The following is a 17,826-nucleotide window of genomic DNA, read 5'->3' as shown; positions in this document are numbered from 1 at the left end:
CGCGATCCGGTCAGCAGGTTTCGCAGAAGAGGACGTCGCGTATGGTCGCCGGTGCGCCGTCCATTTCTGTTTCCTTTCCCTCGGCCATCTGGCCGAGGGTGTCCTCGTCCACGAGGGTCAGTCCCTTGCCGCGCATGAAGTCGTTGATGGTGGCGAGTAGGGCAGGATCTGGGAGCCCGGTCAGCGAGCAAGGGTGCCACACCAGAACGCCCTCTTGACTGCAGTGCAGCATGCGGGTCCACAGCGGGCCCTTGGATGAGATCCAGATCCCCAAGGAGTAGACGGCCGCTCGTGGGTCCGTGGTGGGAGAGCCGTTGGGCAGCAGGAGCAGACCGAGCTTCTGGCCCGCGCTGTAGTTCATGTCATCGTCGTGCGACAAGTCCGTCGACAGCACATCGGAGAGCTCTGCGCCCATCCGGCTCACGCGGTCGGTGAACGACTGGGAGTAGTCGGGTGCGGCGTCCAGATAGCGGTTGAGCTCGTCCATGCGGTCTTTATACCGGGAACTGGGTCACGACCTCGTCGGGCGCGTACGTGGACCAACTGGGAGGGTTCTGGCCCTCGACAATGACGCGGCCACCGTAGACGCGGTTGCCGTGCCGATCCCACCCGGTGAAGCCGCGGTTCAGGTTGGGGACCTCGTACTTGACGCGTCCGTTCGCCTGGTGGGTCACCTGCACATTCGGGTGGTTGACGATCTCATCGGTGAACTTCTTGCCGCCCTCGGTGACGCGGAAACGGCTCTTACCGGGAATCTGTGGGGAGTTCGCGGCGTGCCCGTGCGAGTAGACGTGCCGCCGTGACTGTGCGGAGTAGTACGGGGCGAGGCCGAGCAGGTCGATCTCGGCCAGCGGGTTGCGTACGTAGGCATAGGGATTGAACGCCGGCGCCAGCCCCAGTGGATCGCTGCTCTCGTAACGAGCCGTACTGGCGTCGTAGTAGCGGTGGAAGTTGTAGTTCAGCCCGGTTTCGGGATCGTGGTACTGCCCTGGGAATCTGAGCGGGCAGGTAGCGGGACCAGGCGTACTCGCCAGATGCTCGCCCCACAACGTCGTGATCGGGTGCCACGCGACGTCGCCCTCGGGGGCGATGAGTTCAGTCGGGGTGCCCACCAGGTCGGTGACGATGGCATAGAACTGCTGATCGACCCACTGCTGCGGCGCGTCCCTGGCCGGGATTCGCTCAGTCTGGGCGACCGGTCTCAGTGTCTCAGGTTCGTACTCCCAGACGGTGCCCCGTCCGATGTACGCGCCATGTTCCGGAGACCACGTCCGGTGCACCTGTTCGGCGAGGACGGCCCCGTCCCAGACGAAGTCGAGCTGTTCGGCCACTCCGCTTCCGTCGGGGAGGATCCTGAGCTTGGCGATCCTCCGGCCCAGAGCGTCGTACTGATAGCGCCAGCGCTGACCGTCGGGCGTCTGGACCGCGACGAGCCGGTCCTCGGCGTCCCACTCGTACCGCCAGTTCGCCGGCTTCGATGACAGCCGCGTGTGCTGGCGAAGCACGACGCGGCCTTGCTGGTCGTACTCGAATCTGGCGGTGCCGGCCTGCCGCAGCAACGTGCCGGAATACTCGCGCCGGCCGGCGGCTTCGGGGGTCTCGCTCTGTCGTCCGGGCCAGGTCGCTTCGATGAGGTCGCCTGCCGCGTCGTAGACGTAGTGCTCGCTCCAACCGCGCGCGTTCACCGTCGTCACCCGGCCTCGGGCGTCGAGGTCGAAAACGCGGTCTCCGGTGAGCCGATCCCCAGTGGCCGTGACCACGCCGTCGGCGCGATAGGCATATGTACGGTGCTGAAGTAGCCGTGCCTGGCTGGACGCGGTCTGCGGCAGCAGCCGTGCCTGGCTGGACGGGGTCTGCGGTGTCCCTGCGGGGGCTCCCCACACGGTCTGGGCGGTCAGCCGATGGGCGGAGTCCCATTGCTGGGAGAGGACCGCGCCGCCACCGATCCGGCGCTGGACCTCGCGCCCGGCGTGGTCGTGCTCGAAGCCGATGTACTGGCCCGCCGTGGCGAGCCCGGCCGGCTGTCCGGCCGCGTCGTAGGCCCAGACGCTCTCGGCGCCAGACGGGGTGCGCCTCACGGTTCGCCGGCCGACGGCGTCATAACCCGAGGTCACCGCGTGCCCGTTGCAGACCTCGGCGATGACCCTGCCGAGCGGGTCACGTTCGAACCTCAGGTCGGCCCCCGGAGCGGCCGCGCGTTCCAGACGCCCGTCCGCGTCGTAGGCGAAGGTCGTGACGACCTCGCCGGCCCTGCGTTCTGTCACACGGCCCGTCACGTCACGGGTGAACGAAACGGTCTGACCGGCACCGTTCGTCCGCTCGGTCAGCCGGCCGGCCACATCGTAGGCGTACTCGACGAGCCGGCCGTTGAAGTCGGTCTCCTTGACGAGATTGCCGGCCGCGTCGTACTCGTACCGCCAGCTCAGGCCCAATTCGTTCGTAACGGATGTCAGCCGCAACTCGGCGTCGTGCGCGAACTCCAGCCGGTCTCCGTCCGGTCCCACCTGGGCCGTGGGGACGTCAAACGCACCCACTTCCGTGCGGGTCACCTGACCGGCGGCATCGGTGTAGGACGTCAGGTTGCCCTCGGGATCGTGCGACCAGTGTTCGGTCGAGCCGTCGGGCAGCGTCCGCCAGGCCGGTTTCCCTTCGAGCGTCCAACCGAATCGGGTGATCCCGCCCAGGGGGTCGGTTGCGGCGGTGATCCTGCCGAACGCGTCGTACGCGTAGAGCGCTCTGGAACCGAGAGGATCGGTGACCGTGACAGGGAGCCCGGCGGTGTTGTACTCGATGTGCGTTGTCTGACCGAGCGCGTCCGTCAGGGCGGTCAGGTTGCCCTGATCGTCTCGGGCATAGGCGGTGACCGCGCCGGACGGATCAGTGCCCTGAACGAGGTTTCCGCGGTCGTCCCAGGTGCGCAGCCAGGTCGCCCCGGACGCCTCGACGATCTCGACGGGAAGGTTCAACTCGTTGTAGCGCGCAGTCCGCCGGGTTCCGTCGGGATTGGTGACGGAGGTGAGATTTCCCTGCTCGTCGTAGCCGTACCGGGTAGTCGCGCCGAGAGGGTCGGTGCGCGAGAGCAGGCGGTCGTAGCGGTCCCACTCGGACCGGGTGGTCGCCCCAAGGGAGTCCGTCTCAGCGATGATCTGGAACGCCTCGTCGTAGCGATAGGTGGTGGGGCGGCCGAGCGCGTCGGTGACCACCGTCGTCCGGGTGTCCGGCGAGTACGCGAGGGTGGAGTTCAGGAAGTCGCCAGAGCCGAAACCGCGGATGGCGCGGCCGTCCGTGTCGTAGTCGTAGCGGTACCAGAAGTCGTTGCGGTCGTGCCAGCCGGTGAGCCGGCCATCGTCGTCGTAGCTGAACCGCAGCGGCCGGCCGGAAGAGTTGACCACTTCGGTGAGCCGGCCGTTCTCGTCGTAGCCATAGCGAATGAGCCGTACGCCTTCTGCCTGGCCGTCGGCGGCATCGGTGAGCAGGCGCAGCGACATCAGCCGCCGGCCCCCGTCCCCCACGTCGGCGTCCTCGACGTCGGCGGTGTCGACGGCGATCCGGTAGCCGCCGGAGTGCCGGATCTCCACAAGGACCTGGTCCTCGTAGATCAGGTCAATGCGGTTGCCATTGCGGTCGCTGATACGGGTCAGAGGCAGGCGGGACCAGCCGAGCTCCTCACCTGGCGCGGGGAAGTGAAGGATGCGGCCGAGGTAAGGATCGGTGACCGTATAACCGCCGTCCGCGGTCAGGACGAGGGGCCACTGCGGGCCCTCGACCGGCCGGAACTGAACGTTCGGCAACATCGCCTGGGGATACTTCAGGGTGATCGCATCGGCGGCCAGGAAATATACGCCTTCCGGATCCAGCTCTAGGCGTTGGTCCAATGTCGAGGCCCAGGAATCCCCGAACAGGCCGCCGTCGCGATACGTGGAGATGTGGGTGCGCTCCAAGAGCAGCGGGAGGGCGCCGGGCAGATCCAGATCGGTCTGGCTGAGGAGGACCTCGCCGGTGACCACATCGATCGGGTCGTTGGTCGTGGTGCGCCCGTTCGGTTGCCTGCTCGTGGCGCGCGGGTCCTGACCGCTCCTGCTCCGGTTTCCACCCGGCCGGTTCCGGCCACCCGGAGACTGCCCCCTGCCGCCGGGTCCTCGCCCGCCCGGGCCACCGCCGGCACGGCCGCGGGGGGTGCGGAAGGAATGCCCGGCCATCCGGCCGAACGCGCCACCGGCTGAGCCGGGTCCGCCGCGGCGCCCGCCACGGCGGCCACCGCCCCGTCTACCCACGGCGGCCACCGGCCCGTCTACCCAAGGAGAGCTCCAATGGCCTGGTCGATCAGGACATCGATGATGATTCCTGTGATCGTCTTGAAGATGGGGATCTCGGCCAGGGAGGCGCCGAAGGTGACCGGTGCGGTGGCGATCGCCTGGGCGATCTGGATCGCCAGGATGATCAGCTGAACGATCACGCTGATCTTCAGCGCGAGGACGATGCCTGCGCAAACGAAGAACGCGGCGCCCACGGCCATGGCGCCGGTCGCCGCGTCCTGCAGGATGGCCGCGGGAGAGTCCTCCTCTCCCCACGCCTTCTGGAACGCCTGGATGTCCTCGCCCTGATTGCCCGACCACACTTGCTGCGCGGCGCTGTTGGCGTCGGCGCTCACACCCTGGACAGTCCCGGAGAAGCTCATCCAGGTGGAGCCCAGCTCGAAGAGCTTGCTCTCGTCCGCCTCCGGCCAGGTGTAGCCCAGCATTCCGAGTAGTCCGATGAGCTCGCCGGGTAGTTGGAGCCCCATGGGCGGTCAGCCGTTCAGCGCGGCGGAGATCGACGTGACCTCGCCGACCATCTGTTGCTCGGCCTTCTCGTAGTTGTCGGCGACGGCGGTCAGCTTCTCCGCGAAGGCGGTCATGTCCTCAGCGGCTCCGGTGAACGACTCGTTCGCCTGCTCCTGGATCGCCGTGTAGGACATGCCGATCAGCATGCCGATGTCGTCGCCGCCCCACGGTTCACCCATGCCCTGGACGGTGGACATCAGGTTCGACCACTCCTGCGACAGCCGGTCGCCGGCGTCGGTCAGACCGCTCGCCGCGGTGCGCAACGTCTCCGGCTGGATGGTGTAGCCGTTGGTCATCGACGCCCCCTGATCCGGTGCTTCCGTGCTTGATCATGTGGGATGGAAAGAGCATAACGGTGCGGAACGGTGGAAAAAAGAACGATATTGTACGCGCAACGTCTCCGCCCCCCTGTCGAGGAAGCCAAGTTGAGCACACCACCACCGCCTGGAGGGCCCTACCCGCCGCCGCAGCCCGGTGTGCCTGGAGGCCCGCCCCCCGTTTATCCGTCCTTCCCGCCGGGAGCGCAGGCTCCGCCGCCCTACCTGCCGCCCCCCGGGATGCCGGGCGGGCCGCCGCGGCACAAGGCGAACCCGGCCGCGTTCCTGGTCATCCTGCTGATGGGCGTGCTGGTCCTCGGCGGCTGCGGGGTCGGCGGCTTCATCCTGCTGTCCGACGGCGATGACGATTCCCGCGACAGGACGATTTCCGGGTCCAGGCCGCTGTTCCCGACCTCGGTGCCCACGCCGACGTACTCCGCGCCCTCGTTCCGCCCGAGCACGCCCTCCATCCCCCGGAAGCCCGTGGTCGGGCTGTCCTTCTTCGCGAGGTCGGTCTCGACGAGCAGCGGCACGTACCTGCAGTCCAGTTCGTGGAACAAGAGCTGCACGGCCGGCGTCAAGCCGCGGCTGGCCACGCTGAACCGGCAGGAGAACTGCAAGGGCCGCCTGTACGGAGCCATGTACCAGGGGCCGAACAAGCGCACCTATGTCCAGATGACGCTCCTCCAGTTCCCCGACTCGTCGACCGCCCGGTCGGTGTCGCGGCGCATCAACAGCTCCACCGCGCCGGTCATCCGCGTCGCGTACGGGAACGAGCCTGGCCACTGGTGGTCGAGCTCGTCGGTGGGCGAGTACGTCCTGATCCGGCAGTCGTTCAACAACGAGGCCCGGCTCGCCGGTCCCCGGAGCGGTCCGGCGCAGGTCCTCGGTGACGTTCTCATCCGCCGTTTCCAGGCGGAGCTCACCAACGTCTACACCTGGTCCAACTGACGCCGGTCCAGGATCAGCGGCGGGTGTTGCCGATCTTGGAGATGGTGTCGTTGAGCGCCTGGGTGATGAGCTCCATCTGGCGGAGGCTCTGGTTCTGGATCTCCTCCACCTGCTTGCCGAGGGCGGCGGTGTCGACCACCTCGTCGGTCGGAGCGGCGGCGGCCTTGGTCCGGAGGTCGTCCAGGGCCGCGTTCACCGCGACCACGATCTGCTCGCCGAGTTCCGCCGACGCGAGGCGCATGGCGCGCGGGTCCATATCGACGCTCTTGAGCCGCCCGCCGGCCACGACCGTGGCGCGGACCCTGCCGTCGGCGGCCAGCCCGACGCCCTCGATCGGCTCGCCACCGCGCGCGGGCGTGCCCGAGTCGGAGGTACGGGGCGTCGCGGCAGGCTGACCGGCGCTGTCGCCCTTGCGCATCGACTCAAGGGTCTTGCGCGCGTCCGTCAGCATGCGATCCAGGTCCGCGCCCGAGAAGTCCGCCACACCCCGGTCCTTTCATGATCATGAACAGTCCCTGTAGGGAGAATAACGAGATTCCGGACGGCGGGGGTATGGCGCGGCACGCCACGCCTGTAATCATCATGGGTTGCGAGTGTCAGCGGCGCAGAGGGGACCCGGGGATACCCAGCGTCTCGTAGGCTTGCGAGAGAGGAAAGGGAGGCAGGTGTCCGACTCGAGCTGGCAGCACGCCGTACTGCGTGAACTTGGCGCGTCCCAACGTGGGCTCGCAACGCTCGAGCCCACTTCAGAGGGCACCGCGCAGGGTGCCTGGGGCGCGGAGGCCGCGCCACAGCCTGCCCCCGAGCCCGCCCAGCCGATGGCCGCGCCGGCGGTGATCCCCGGCACCGGACAGCCGGATGTGATCCAGGGCACCGGGCCCGCGGTGATTCAGGGCACAGGGCCGGTACTGCCGGAGAACGACCCGGCGATGGTCCAAGGGACCGGTCCGGTCCCGCCCGTGACACCTTCAGCTCCGCCCGTCTCCCAGCCGCATCCCGCCCCGCAGCCGCATGCCGCTCCGATTCCGCAGCAGGCGCACGCCTCCCAGCCGCAGACGTACGAGCCGCAGACCCACGAGCCACAGACGTACGAGCCGCATCCCGAGGCGGAGACCGAGCCCGCCGAGGAGGCGCTGGCCGCGCCGCTCGTCAACGAGGAGTTCAGCTGGGACGCGGCCATCTCCCCGGTCCTGAGCGGTCAGGCACCGGGCGCACCGGGCGCACCCGGCGCGCCCGGTGCCGTCTCCGAGGAGGAGCCCGAGCAGGGACACTCGAGCGGTTCGTACGACCAGCCCGCCGCCTCGTCCGGTCCCGCGGCTCCGCATGCCGCTTCCGCGGCGAATCCGCAGCACGCCGCGGGTGGCGTGCCCATGGCCAACGAGTTCGTCCGCAAGAACGTCCACGGTGACCCCTTGATGCGCCGGGTCGGGCGTGGCATGCGCAAGGCCGTCGGAGCCTCCGGTTCCGCGGGAGTGAAGACCCAAGCCGAGATCATCGAGCTGTTGCAGCGTCCGGTGTCGAGCTACCGCCAGCTCGCCGTGGCCAGTGTCCGCGGCGGGGCGGGCAAGACCACCATGGCCGCGATGCTGGCGACGCAGCTGGCGCGGCACCGCACCGACCGGGTGCTCGCCATGGACGCCGACGCGGAGCTGGGCTCGTTGCCGCTGCGCCTCGGGGTCCGTTCGGAGCTCTCGTTGTTCGACCTGGCGGCGCAGCAGCCGCGGACGTTCGAAGAGGCCGTGCAGTACCTGATGCGCACGAACGATGGCCTGTGGGTGTTGTCCTCCACCCGGGGTGGACGGATCGCCGGCGAGTTCAACCTGGAGACCTTCCAGGCCGCGCTCTCCTCACTCGCCCGCTACATCTCCACCGCGGTGATCGACTGTGGCGCCGGCATCCTGACCGAGCTGCATCGGGGCATCCTGTCCACCACGCATGGCCTGGTGCTCGTCACGCCCGGCACGGTCGACGGCGCGCTGAGCGCGCGCGGTGCGCTGGAGTGGTTCGCGAACAGCGGCCAGCAGGCGCTCATGTCCCGTACGGTGATCGCGATGGTGATGCATGCTCCCCAAGTCGGTGCAGACCTCGAACGCGCGACCCAGATGCTCGGCGCCTGGGGGCTGCCGGTCGTCCGCGTGCCGTACGACCGGCACGTGGCGGCGGGGGCTGCGCTCGACCTGAGCAGGATCGGTGAAGCGACGCGGTCGGCCGTCGACCGGGTGGCGTACGAGGCGTTCGGGCGTGCGCTCGGCATGCCGGGGGTGGCCCGGTGAGCTGCGACCTGGTCGTGCTGGCCCGGCGGCAGCCCGATGTGCACGCCGTCATCGACGGCATGGTGGCGCTGGGCGAGGCCGTGCACATCCGCGGCGGCGACCCCAAGCCGACGTTGTTGTTCGACGCCGACCGGCGGCTGCTGGTCTCGATCGAGGACCCGGTGCTCGTCGCGGTGCCGGGCGAGGTCGGGCGCCTGCTCGGCCCCGAGTTCGGTGCCCGCGCTCCGGCCCCGGTGTGGTGGGTCGACGTACGCGTCGTCGCCGACGTGCCGGACGCCGAGCGGGTCGCACGCAAGTTCGCCGAGGCCCTTGTGCACTGGGTCGGCGGGACGGTCTATCCGGACGGCGCCCCCGAGGCCCAGGTCCGCAGCTGGAAGGCCACCGACCAGCCAACCGGCGGGGCCGCCTCCTACTCCGGCGGAGTGATCCAGAGCTAACCCGCCGCGGGCGGAACTTCACTTGCCGCCGTGGTGCGGGGTTCACTTGGCACCGTGGTGTGCGAGGACGCGTGCCAGCAGCTCGGCGAGCTGGTCGCGTTCGGCGGACGACAGCGGCGCGAGCAGGTCGTCTTGGACGCCGGCCAGCACCTTGTCGAGCCGCCGGAACTGCTCGCTCCCGGCCGGCGTGACCGTGACGATGTTGCGGCGCCGGTCCGAAGGGTCGGGCGAACGTTCGATGAGCCCGCGGTCGGCGAGATCGTTGAGCGCCGCCACCACGTCGCTGCGGTCGATCCCGGTGCGGCGGCCCAGCGTCGCCTGGCTGGCGGGCCCGAACTCCTCCAGCGCTGCCAGCAGGCGATAGTGGTAGCCACGGGAGTCGATGGCGGCGAACGCCTCCGAAAGCAACCGGTGGGCCTGCACGGACGTCTGGCTGATCAGCCAGGTCGGCAGCTCCATCAACCGCGACGGCGTCTCGTCAGTCATGCGCGACAGTCTATGTTGGTGCAGCCCACGAATCATCGCCAGTACACGAAACGGCGCTGGCCGAGAAGCGAAACGGCGCCCGCTGGGTGGCGGGCGCCGCTCGTTCGGTTCAGGTGTCTAGTTTGACCAGCTGATGACGTTGGAGATCTCGATGCCGAGCTCGCCGGAGGTGTTGTAGACGGTGCCGTTGCGCTCGCCCGCGTCGCTGCCGCTCGCCCAGTAGCCCTGCGAGTAGACGACGAACTGGCCGCGGGTCCAGCTCCGGGTCCAGGAGCTGGGGTTGCGGGACAGGGTCGGCAGGCCGCTGCCCGACGGCGGCAGGAGCAGCGTCGGGTCGGCGCCCTCGCTGGTGTCGTCGTTGACCGCGGCGGCGGCCGACGAGTCGGCGAAGCGCAGGATCGAGACCACGGTGACGACCGTGCGGGACGGGTTGGCGTAGAGCGCGGACTGCATGTCCTGGGTGCAGGAGTTGGCCCGCAGCGCCTTCTGCAGCTCCGCACCGGCGCGGCTGACGCAGCTGCCAGAACGGATGCCGCCGGCACGGGTGAAGGTGCTCCCGCCGGCGGTGGTCACCGTGGGCTTGAGGATGGTGCTCAGGTCCTGGGTGGTGGCCGACTGCGACGCCGTGGGCGCGAGAGGAGAACTGGACGTCGGCGACAGTGTGATGGGCTCGTCCCTCTTGTCGTCATCGCTCAGCACGACGAACGCGCCCACGGCGGCGACGATCACGACGAGGACCGCCCCGATGATCAGCAGCGGGATCAGCGGGCCGCCACCGCTCGGCGGGCGCTGCGGCGGCATCGGCGGCGGGAAACCGCCAGGGCCGGGACCGTAGGGCGGCGGCTGTCCATAGGGCGGAGGGCCCTGCATCGGGCCTTGCGGAGGAAATCCCGGCTGGCCGGGCGGGGGGTTCTGGCCAGGCCATTCAGGAGGGTTCATCACTGCTCCAGGCCGGTAGTCATGAAATAAGCATAGAAGGTCGGGCAAGACTACCGAGGACCCAGCCTAGGGCACACCAGAGATCGTTCATCTCACAGCGTGGAACGTCTTTCCGAGTGGCTTACTTATAGGAAACGCTCAGCTCACGTGGAGGCCAGGCTCGGCCAGCGACTGGGAAAGGGCCTTATTCGCCGTCGGCGGCAAGCACAGGGAACGACGCCTTTGGTCCACGTTTAGCGTCGATCTTGATGGGCCGTACGAGGCCACGTCCAGATTGTGGACGGACAGCGACAAGACAGAGTGGACAGGACCCGAGGAGAAGGCACTCCGTAATTGCGGAGTCGCTCGGTGCGGTCCCTACGCCTGGCTGCCCGACTGCAGGTGTTGCATCAGGTGGCGGTGGCGCTGCCAGCCGTCCGGCGAACGGCCGTCGCCCAGCGGGAAAAGGGTCAGCGGAGTGCGCGGCGGCCCGACCTGCTGGCCCGGAACGCCGGTCGGGCCGGTCACGTGGCCGCTCACCGCGAGGGCCACGGGGGCGGGCGCGCCGGTCCAGCGCGGCTCGGTGGTGAGGTCGGCGCGGCCGGGCGTGAGCTGGACGAAGAGCGAGGAGACGGGCTGGTCGGCCGCCATCCCGCCGACCAGCGACGGCAGGTGCTGGAGCGGTGGCGGGTCTTCGGGGGCGTAACCGACTGTGACAGTGCTCACTTCGGCGACCCCGCCCGCACCGCTCGCGGAGTATTCGCAGATGGCCTGCGCGGCGCGCGGGCCGTCGCCCCCGACGATGAGGCGGGCGCTCGAACGGCCCCGCACGTATTCGGTGAACCGGTCGTTCTGCCAGCGGTGCTCCAGCGGCTCCGCCGGGCCCCAGCCCGCTGGGGTCTTGCCGGTGAGCAACTGCAGGAGCCGTTCGACCGGACCGCCGAGATCGCCTTCGCCGCCGTGCCGCATGCGGTAGACGAGGGTGAGCTGCGCTCCGATCGGCGCGCTCGGCCGGCTGGTGAAGCCGGGCGCGTAGTCGCGCGCCTCGGGCACCGGGGTGAACGCGCCGCCGCCCCAATGCAGGGGACGCCCCGTCAGGCCCTCGTAATAGCCGTTCCCGTCGCGCACGACCCACTGCACCCCGGTCCCGGCGGCGGCGGTCCGGAGGGGCAGGGACAGGCGCGAGTCCAGGGGTGTGACCAATTGCAAGATGCGTCCGGAATCGGCGCTGGCATCGATGGCCTCGGCCAGCCATGGGTGCAGCGCGACCACAGGCCGGTCCTGCAGTACGACCATGGCCTGATCGGTCAGCGCGTCGACAGTGCTCATCCTGTGACCGAGTCTAGTGGGGATCGACTTTGGTGTGATGGCCGTGGCAGGTGTCCCGAGTGTGCTGAAATGTAACGGATGCAGCGATTGGCCGAGCCAGACAACGCGTTCTGGGGAGACGACCCGGCTCCGCAGCCGCCGCGACAACCGCGGCCGCCGACGCGGGGGCGGGGCTGGCGCGTGCTCGGATGGGTGTCGATCGTGATGTCGGTGCTCATGGTCGTCGGCAGCCTCGGCGCGTACATGACCTGGCGCAGCCTCGACGGGCAGATCGACCGCGAGAACGTGGACGACAAGCTCGGGGACAAACGCCCGGCCAAGCTCAACAACTCGATGAACATCCTGATGATGGGGTCGGACACGCGGGCCGGCGAGAACGCCCGCTACGGCGCCGAGGGCGGGGAACGCTCCGACACCACGATCCTGCTGCACATCTCGCCGGGCGGTGAACGCGCCATCGGCATCAGCTTCCCGCGCGACACGATGGTGCAGATGCCGTCATGCACGAAGCGCGACGGCAGCAAGTCGCCCCCGCAGCTCGCCATGATGAACGCCGCGTACTCCGTCGGCGGCCCGGCCTGCACCTGGAAGACGATCGAGGCGACCACCGACATCCGCATCGACCACTACGTCGAGGTGGACTTCTCGGGCTTCAAGCGGGTGGTGGACGCCCTCGACGGCGTCGAGATCTGCGTGCCCAGGGCGATCAACGACCCGAAGGCCGAACTCGTCCTCAAGAAGGGACGCCAGACCGTCCGCGGCGACGCGGCGCTGGGTTACGTGCGGACCCGCACCGGCGGGCTGGGCGACGGCTCGGACCTGTCGCGCATCCAGCGGCAGCAGGCGTTCATGGCCTCGGTCGTCAAGAAGGCCACCGCCAAGGGCATGCTCACCGACCCGGGCAAGGCGTACGGCTTCCTCTCCGCGGCCACCAAGTCGATCAAGGCTGACGACCGGCTGACGCTCTCGGTCATGCAGAAGCTCGCGGGCAGCCTCAAGGGCATGAGCGCCGGCAAGGTGAGGTTCGTCACCGTTCCGGTGCAGGCCTATCCGCAGGACAAGAACCGCGTGCAGTTCAACATGGCGTTGGCGACGCCCCTCTTCCAGGCGGTCAAGCAGGACAACACCCTGCCCGAGCCCGCACCGCCCCCCATCCCCGCGCAGCAGCCGGGCTCGAAGGTGCCGGTGCGGCCGGTCAAGCCCAGCAAGGTCCAGGTCGCGGTCTACAACGCGACCAAGGCCGACGGGCTCGGCCAGCGCACCGCCGAGCAGCTGGAGGAGAAGGGCTTCAAGATCGCCAAGGTCGGGACGAAGAAGGCGCCCGCCGGCTTCAAGACCCAGATCCTGTACGGCGCGGGCGCCGAGCGGCAGGCGGCCGCTCTCGCCGCGGCCCTGCCCGGCCATCCGCCCCGGCCGTACGCGGCCGGCAAGGCGGGGCTCGTCTATCTGGTCATCGGCAAGGACGGCGCCGTCATGCCCGGCGCCGGCAAACCTCTCCCCAAGATCGCCGGAGAGCTCCGCGCCGACCGCGACGTCTGCGCCCAGACGTGAGCCGGACGTGAGGGTGCCGATGGCCGGGTGTGGCCGCGACGGCGTAAGGCCCGCCCGACCAGATGAAAAGCAGATGAAGATACCCGACAAGCAGGGCAGATCCGCCGACGCCACATTCAGCCCACGGGTATCTTGGCGACACGCAAACCAATAAGACCTCCAAAGCGTCATAAGTAGGACAGGTACCACTGGCTCAGCCAGCTCCCCTCGTGTCGTCCTTCAGAGCGCCGCCCCCCGGCCCTGTGACCCCCGCAGACGACCCCTCCCGGAAATGGACCGCATGCAGCCCGAACCCTTCGCCCTGCTGATGACCGTGTACGGCGGTGATCGGGAGGAGTACGTCCGGGCGGCGTTCCGAAGTGCGGTGGATGCGCAGGAACTCCGTCCAAGCCAGGTGGTGCTGGTCCAGGACGGCCCGATCTCGGCCGAGCTGGCGGTGTGCCTCAAGGAGCTCGTGGCGACGAGCCCGGTCGAGGTGACCTTTCTCTCCCTGGAGGCCAACCGGGGGCTCGGTCCCGCCCTGGACGCCGGTCTCCAGGCCAGCCGCTACGACATCGTGGCCCGCATGGACGCCGACGACGTGGCGATGCCGCAGCGGTTCCGGCTCCAGGTGCCGCTCGTCCAGGCGGGCGCCGACCTGGTCGGCGCCGGCCTGCTGGAGTTCGGCGCCGACATCCACGACGTGGTCGGCCAGCGCATCCCGCCCAGCGACCCGCTCGACATCGCCCGCTACTCGCGGCTGCACGACCCGTTCAACCACCCCACCGTCGTCTACCGCCGCAGTGCGGTGATCGCCGCGGGTGGCTACGGAGACCTCCCGCTGATGGAGGACTACTGGTTGTTCGCCCGCATGATCGCGAACGGCGCGCAGGTGGTGAACGTGGCCGAGCCGCTGGTCTACTACCGCGTCGGTGACGGCGCGTACGAACGCCGCGGCGGCCGCGACCTGCTGCGCTCCGAGATGCGGCTCCAGCGCGCGATGCTCCGCGAAGGGTTCATCTCACGGCCCCAGTACTGGCGGAACGTCGTGGTCCGAGGTGGCTACCGGCTGGTCCCCACGCCGATCCGCCGTCCCGTGTACCGGCTGCTGGTGGCCCCGTACGGGGCTCGCCGCAACAAGAACCGCGACAAGCTCGAAGCGCCCGCGCCCCTACTTGAGCAGCCCGCCTACGTTCCCCGGCACGCCGCTCCTCCCCACGACGCGCCCTCAGCGGGGCACCAGTTCCCGCCGCACGCCTGAGCCCGTAGCGCTGCTGAAGTAGCGCTGCTGAAGTAGCGGTCCCCAAGCAGCGGTGCCGTGCCGAAGTAGTGCTGCTGAATCAACTCTGGCGAATCAACTCCGCCAACCCGTCGCAGGGCCGCCTTCCAATGCCGAACGCCCCGATCCCCGCGGAGGGATCGGGGCGCTGTGTTCGGGGCGCTGTGTTCGTGGCGTCAGGGGACGGAACGGGTCCAGAGGACGGGCTGTTCGTCCGATCGGGTGACGGTGCGGCCCACGCCGAGGAGGGTGTCGCTGAGGGCCGCCAGTCCGGTGATCTGCTGGTCACCGTCGCCGTCGAGGCCGTCGCCGCCGGGCTTGGAGGGGGTCCAGGAGACGCCGTCGGCTGAGGTCCAGGAGACCACGTCCGTGGCGCCTTGGCGGCCGGTGACCCCGGTTGCGGTGAAGCCCTTGGAGGTCTCGGTCAGCGCCGTCACGTCGATGCCGGCGACCCCGTCCGGGGCGGGCATCTTGGACTCGCGCCACGTCTTGCCGCCGTCCGTGGAGACGTAGGCGAGGGGCATGTTGGCCGAGCCGGTCGTCGCCGTGCCCGCCGCCACCAGGGTGTTGCCCTTGGCTGCGACGTGGGACAGGAAACCCTCACGCAGACCGCCTGGCAACTGCGGCTGCTGGAGCGTCCACTGCTTGCCGTCGGCCGAGGTCCACACTGCGGGACGGTCGGCGGGGGCGTCGCCCACATTGGGGTCGCGTACGCCGCCCACCGCGACGTAGCCGAACGAGCCGCCGGCGGCGGATCGCATCCAGCGGTTGGAGTTCGGCTGTGCGGCCAGCGCGTTCGAGCCGATGCCCTTGCCGCGTTCCCACTTCTTGAGGTCAGCGGAGAACCAGGTCGTGGCGGAGAGGCCCTCGTCGCCCACGATCACGTAGCCCGCCGGTCCTGAGGCCGCCGCGAACGTGGTCAGTGCGTCCTTCTCGGGTTTGAACTGCGCGTCACCGTCCATGGCCTGCCATGTGGCGCCGTCGGCGGAGGTGAGGACGATCGGCCGACGCGGAACCGAGTCGTCGAACCCGACCGTGAGCCAGCCGGACTTGCCGCCGGTCACGTCCAGGAGCATCTGGAAGCCGGGCCGGGCCAACGCAGTCCCGGAACCCTTGCCCGCCGTCCAGGACTTGCCGTCCTGCGTGCTCCACAGCGCCGCGTCACCGCCAGCGCTGCCGACCGCCACCGCGCGGCCGTCGGCGGCGGCCACGGTGGCGACATTGTGGTCGGGGCGCTTGGCACCGGGGACCTTGGCGGGGTCGACCGGCAGCTGGCTGCCGCGCGCGTTCCAGACCGACAGCAGCGCGTCGCCGTCGCCCACCCCCGTGGCCCGGCCGACCAGGATGGTCTGATCGCCGGACAAGGCGGCGCTCTGCAACGTCTGCCCGGACTTGTTGGGGAGGAAGCCCGCGTCCTGCCAGGACTTGCCGTCCTGTGTGCGTGAGATCAGGACGTCGCGCCCCCGGACCACAAGGGCGGCGTAGCCGGAGTCGGTGGCGAGGATCTGCGAGACCTGCTGGTAGCCGGGGCTCTCCAGCTTGCCGGCCGTGGTCCACGCCTGGCCGTCTGTGGACGTGTACGCCTGCCCGTACGCCGGCTTGTCGCCGTCCTTGACCTCGCGGATCACCAGGAGCCCCGGCTTGCCACCGCCGACCATGAGGCCGCGAGCACCCTTGGGCGCGGGGACCTTCGCCGGTACCCAGGTGCGGCCGCCGTCGTCGGAACGCCAGACGCGCCGGAACGTGGTCTGGGGCTTCTTCGGGTCAGGGGTGTGCTGGCTGCTGAGCAGGATGGCGTTGCCGCTGGCTGCGGCCCTGATGAGTGAGACCTTGCCCTTGCGTGCCGGGGCCGGGATGGCGAACTTGTCACCGATGAGCGCCTCCCAGCGCTGTCCGTCCGTGGACAGCCAGAGCGCGGGTTGCGAGTCGCTGAAGTCGCCCTTCTCGGAGTTCTCTCCGATGGCGGCGAAGCCGCTGCCGGTGGTGATGACCTGCTTCACCTGGTTGCCGGGGCGGAACACGTCACCGACCGCGTCGGGCTGGCGCTGCCAGTCCTTGCCGTCCCGGCTGGTCCACACCGCGCCGCCGCCGGCCCGCGAACCGATCGCGATCCAGCCGCGCTCGGAACCGACGACCTGCTGCGGCACATCGCCCGAAGCGGGGCCGGCGCCCTCCAGGCCGCCGACGGAGGCCTGCTTGAACGTCTTGCCGCCGTCGCCGGAGACCAGGAACACACCGCGTTGCTGGTCCGGGTCGGACTCGCCGCCGACCGCGACGACGGTGGAGCCGACCGAGGCCACGTCGGTGAGCTGCTGGATCCGGCCGTCCGCGCGGACGGCCGGATCGATCGCGAAGACGTTCTTGGCGAGCGTGACGGTGCCGTCGTCACTCTCGTCGCCCCCGCCCAGCACGAAGAAGCCACCGGCGGCGACGAGAGCGGCGGCGGCAAGCCCGCCGATGCCGATGAGCAGCGGCTTCTTGCCGACCTTGAGCTTGCGCTTGCGCTTGCCGGCTGAGGGGGTGCGCCACGGCTCGTCGATCTGGGGAGGGGGAGCCGCAGGAGCCGCGGGAGCGGGCCCGGCCTGGCCCGCGCCCGGGATTTCCTGGGCGTACGGGAAGGGTGGGGGAGCGGCCGCCGCGTTGGGCGACGGGACGCCGGGAATCTCCTGCGCGTAAGGGAACGGCTCAGGGGCCGACGGAGCGGCGGGACGGGTCTGACCCGGGATTTCCTGCGCGTAGGGGAACGGCTCAGGTGCAGATGGTTGCGCCGGAGGCTGCGGCTGCTGCGCCGGGGGAACCTGCTGCGCCGGCGGAATCTGCTGGGCGTACGGGAACGGCTCAGGCGGCGGCGGTGGCGCGGGCGGCTGTGCCTGCTGCGGGCCCGGCATGTACCGCGAGAAATCCGACACGGTCATGTCGGTCGGAGGGTTCGCCGCAGGAGGGCCTGCCGCAGGAGGACTTGCTGCAGGTGGGCTTGCCGCAGGAGGGTTCGCAGGAGCAGGCGGCGTGGCACCCGGCGCGGGCGTTCCGGCCTGGCCGGGGGCGATGAACGTTGTGGCTTCCGTGTCGATCCGCTCGCCCGCTCCAGCCTGATCGGCGGCTGGAGCCTGGCCGGCGGCACGAGCCTGCTCGCCGGTGCCGGGCTGCTTGGCAGGGACGACCTGCGTCTGCATCGCGTCGCCGACGTCGGCATCCATGATCGTCTGATCCTGGGCGGGGGGCGGCTCGGCGGGGTCCGGTGGCAACTGTGGCGGTTCCGGGGGCAACTGTGGCGGATCCGGGGGCAGCTGTGGCGGTTCCGGGGGCAGGTGGGAGCCAGGGGTCGCCTGGCCCTCGTCGAGCCACTGGGGCGGTGGGGGCGCCGACGGCTGGTCGAAGGAGTCAGCCCGCGTCTGGTCGTCGCCCGGCTCGTCGTCCGGAGTCCTCGGTGTGGTCACGCCGGTCTCCCGTGGTCGTCTGCGTCGCCAAGGATGATAGCGACGC

14 protein-coding genes are annotated in these 17,826 nt (G+C 69.8%); 5 read left to right on the top strand and 9 right to left on the bottom strand.

The annotated features are described in order from the left end of the window. Nucleotides 1–10 precede the first annotated feature (10 nt). The 4 genes from ACH34W_RS35945 to ACH34W_RS35930 are packed head-to-tail and all read right to left on the bottom strand — an operon-like array spanning nt 11 to nt 5,119. Complete coding sequence (locus tag ACH34W_RS35945; protein WP_395965619.1) at nt 11–487, bottom strand: hypothetical protein; 477 nt, start codon at nt 485–487, stop codon at nt 11–13. Nucleotides 488–494: 7 nt separating this feature from the next. Continuing rightward, nucleotides 495–4,274 (bottom strand): RHS repeat-associated core domain-containing protein, encoded by a 3,780-nt coding sequence (locus ACH34W_RS35940; RefSeq protein ID WP_395965618.1) that lies wholly within the window; start codon nt 4,272–4,274, stop codon nt 495–497. A 17-nt stretch (nt 4,275–4,291) separates the two neighbouring features. After that, nucleotides 4,292–4,783: a hypothetical protein gene (locus ACH34W_RS35935; RefSeq protein WP_395965617.1), complete on the bottom strand. Its 492-nt coding sequence runs from the start codon at nt 4,781–4,783 to the stop codon at nt 4,292–4,294. A gap of 6 nt (nt 4,784–4,789) precedes the next feature. Beyond that, on the bottom strand, nt 4,790–5,119 hold the full coding sequence (locus ACH34W_RS35930) for a WXG100 family type VII secretion target (RefSeq protein ID WP_395965616.1): 330 nt from the start codon (nt 5,117–5,119) through the stop codon (nt 4,790–4,792). A gap of 129 nt (nt 5,120–5,248) precedes the next feature. On the opposite strand from ACH34W_RS35930, the gene ACH34W_RS35925 reads away from it, so the two are divergent. Beyond that, on the top strand, nt 5,249–6,091 hold the full coding sequence (locus ACH34W_RS35925; protein ID WP_395965615.1) for a hypothetical protein: 843 nt from the start codon (nt 5,249–5,251) through the stop codon (nt 6,089–6,091). Nucleotides 6,092–6,104: 13 nt separating this feature from the next. Here the strand turns inward: ACH34W_RS35925 and ACH34W_RS35920 are convergent, their stop codons facing one another. Continuing rightward, nucleotides 6,105–6,575: a YbaB/EbfC family nucleoid-associated protein gene (locus ACH34W_RS35920; protein ID WP_395965614.1), complete on the bottom strand. Its 471-nt coding sequence runs from the start codon at nt 6,573–6,575 to the stop codon at nt 6,105–6,107. Between the two features lie 181 nt (nt 6,576–6,756). On the opposite strand from ACH34W_RS35920, the gene ACH34W_RS35915 reads away from it, so the two are divergent. Both ACH34W_RS35915 and ACH34W_RS35910 read left to right on the top strand, forming a co-directional pair. After that, nucleotides 6,757–8,364 (top strand): hypothetical protein, encoded by a 1,608-nt coding sequence (locus tag ACH34W_RS35915; protein ID WP_395965613.1) that lies wholly within the window; start codon nt 6,757–6,759, stop codon nt 8,362–8,364. After that, entirely contained in the window at nt 8,361–8,801 is a 441-nt protein-coding gene (locus ACH34W_RS35910; RefSeq protein ID WP_151561473.1) for a hypothetical protein, read from the top strand. Before ACH34W_RS35915 ends, ACH34W_RS35910 begins: the two co-directional genes overlap by 4 nt. 42 nt (nt 8,802–8,843) lie before the next feature. On the opposite strand, the gene ACH34W_RS35905 is transcribed toward ACH34W_RS35910, so the two are convergent. From ACH34W_RS35905 to ACH34W_RS35895, 3 genes are all read right to left on the bottom strand, one after another. Then, on the bottom strand, nt 8,844–9,287 hold the full coding sequence (locus tag ACH34W_RS35905; RefSeq protein WP_395965612.1) for a MarR family winged helix-turn-helix transcriptional regulator: 444 nt from the start codon (nt 9,285–9,287) through the stop codon (nt 8,844–8,846). A gap of 117 nt (nt 9,288–9,404) precedes the next feature. Continuing rightward, nucleotides 9,405–10,226: a hypothetical protein gene (locus ACH34W_RS35900; RefSeq protein WP_395965611.1), complete on the bottom strand. Its 822-nt coding sequence runs from the start codon at nt 10,224–10,226 to the stop codon at nt 9,405–9,407. A 357-nt stretch (nt 10,227–10,583) separates the two neighbouring features. Beyond that, nucleotides 10,584–11,534 (bottom strand): DUF6177 family protein, encoded by a 951-nt coding sequence (locus ACH34W_RS35895; protein ID WP_395965610.1) that lies wholly within the window; start codon nt 11,532–11,534, stop codon nt 10,584–10,586. 78 nt (nt 11,535–11,612) lie between these two features. Here ACH34W_RS35895 and ACH34W_RS35890 point away from each other — a divergent pair, with 78 nt between their 5' ends. Both ACH34W_RS35890 and ACH34W_RS35885 read left to right on the top strand, forming a co-directional pair. Then, nucleotides 11,613–13,085: an LCP family protein gene (locus ACH34W_RS35890; RefSeq protein ID WP_395965609.1), complete on the top strand. Its 1,473-nt coding sequence runs from the start codon at nt 11,613–11,615 to the stop codon at nt 13,083–13,085. A 280-nt stretch (nt 13,086–13,365) separates the two neighbouring features. Then, nucleotides 13,366–14,325: a glycosyltransferase gene (locus ACH34W_RS35885; RefSeq protein ID WP_395965608.1), complete on the top strand. Its 960-nt coding sequence runs from the start codon at nt 13,366–13,368 to the stop codon at nt 14,323–14,325. A gap of 194 nt (nt 14,326–14,519) precedes the next feature. Here the strand turns inward: ACH34W_RS35885 and ACH34W_RS35880 are convergent, their stop codons facing one another. Beyond that, nucleotides 14,520–17,780 (bottom strand): hypothetical protein, encoded by a 3,261-nt coding sequence (locus ACH34W_RS35880; protein ID WP_395965607.1) that lies wholly within the window; start codon nt 17,778–17,780, stop codon nt 14,520–14,522. Nucleotides 17,781–17,826 lie beyond the last annotated feature (46 nt).

Source organism: Actinomadura sp. 6N118, assembly GCF_044326415.1.
In the GTDB taxonomy this organism is placed as follows: domain Bacteria; phylum Actinomycetota; class Actinomycetes; order Streptosporangiales; family Streptosporangiaceae; genus Spirillospora.
Note: the sequence above shows the minus strand (reverse complement) of the source record. Positions and strands in the feature narration are given on the sequence as shown.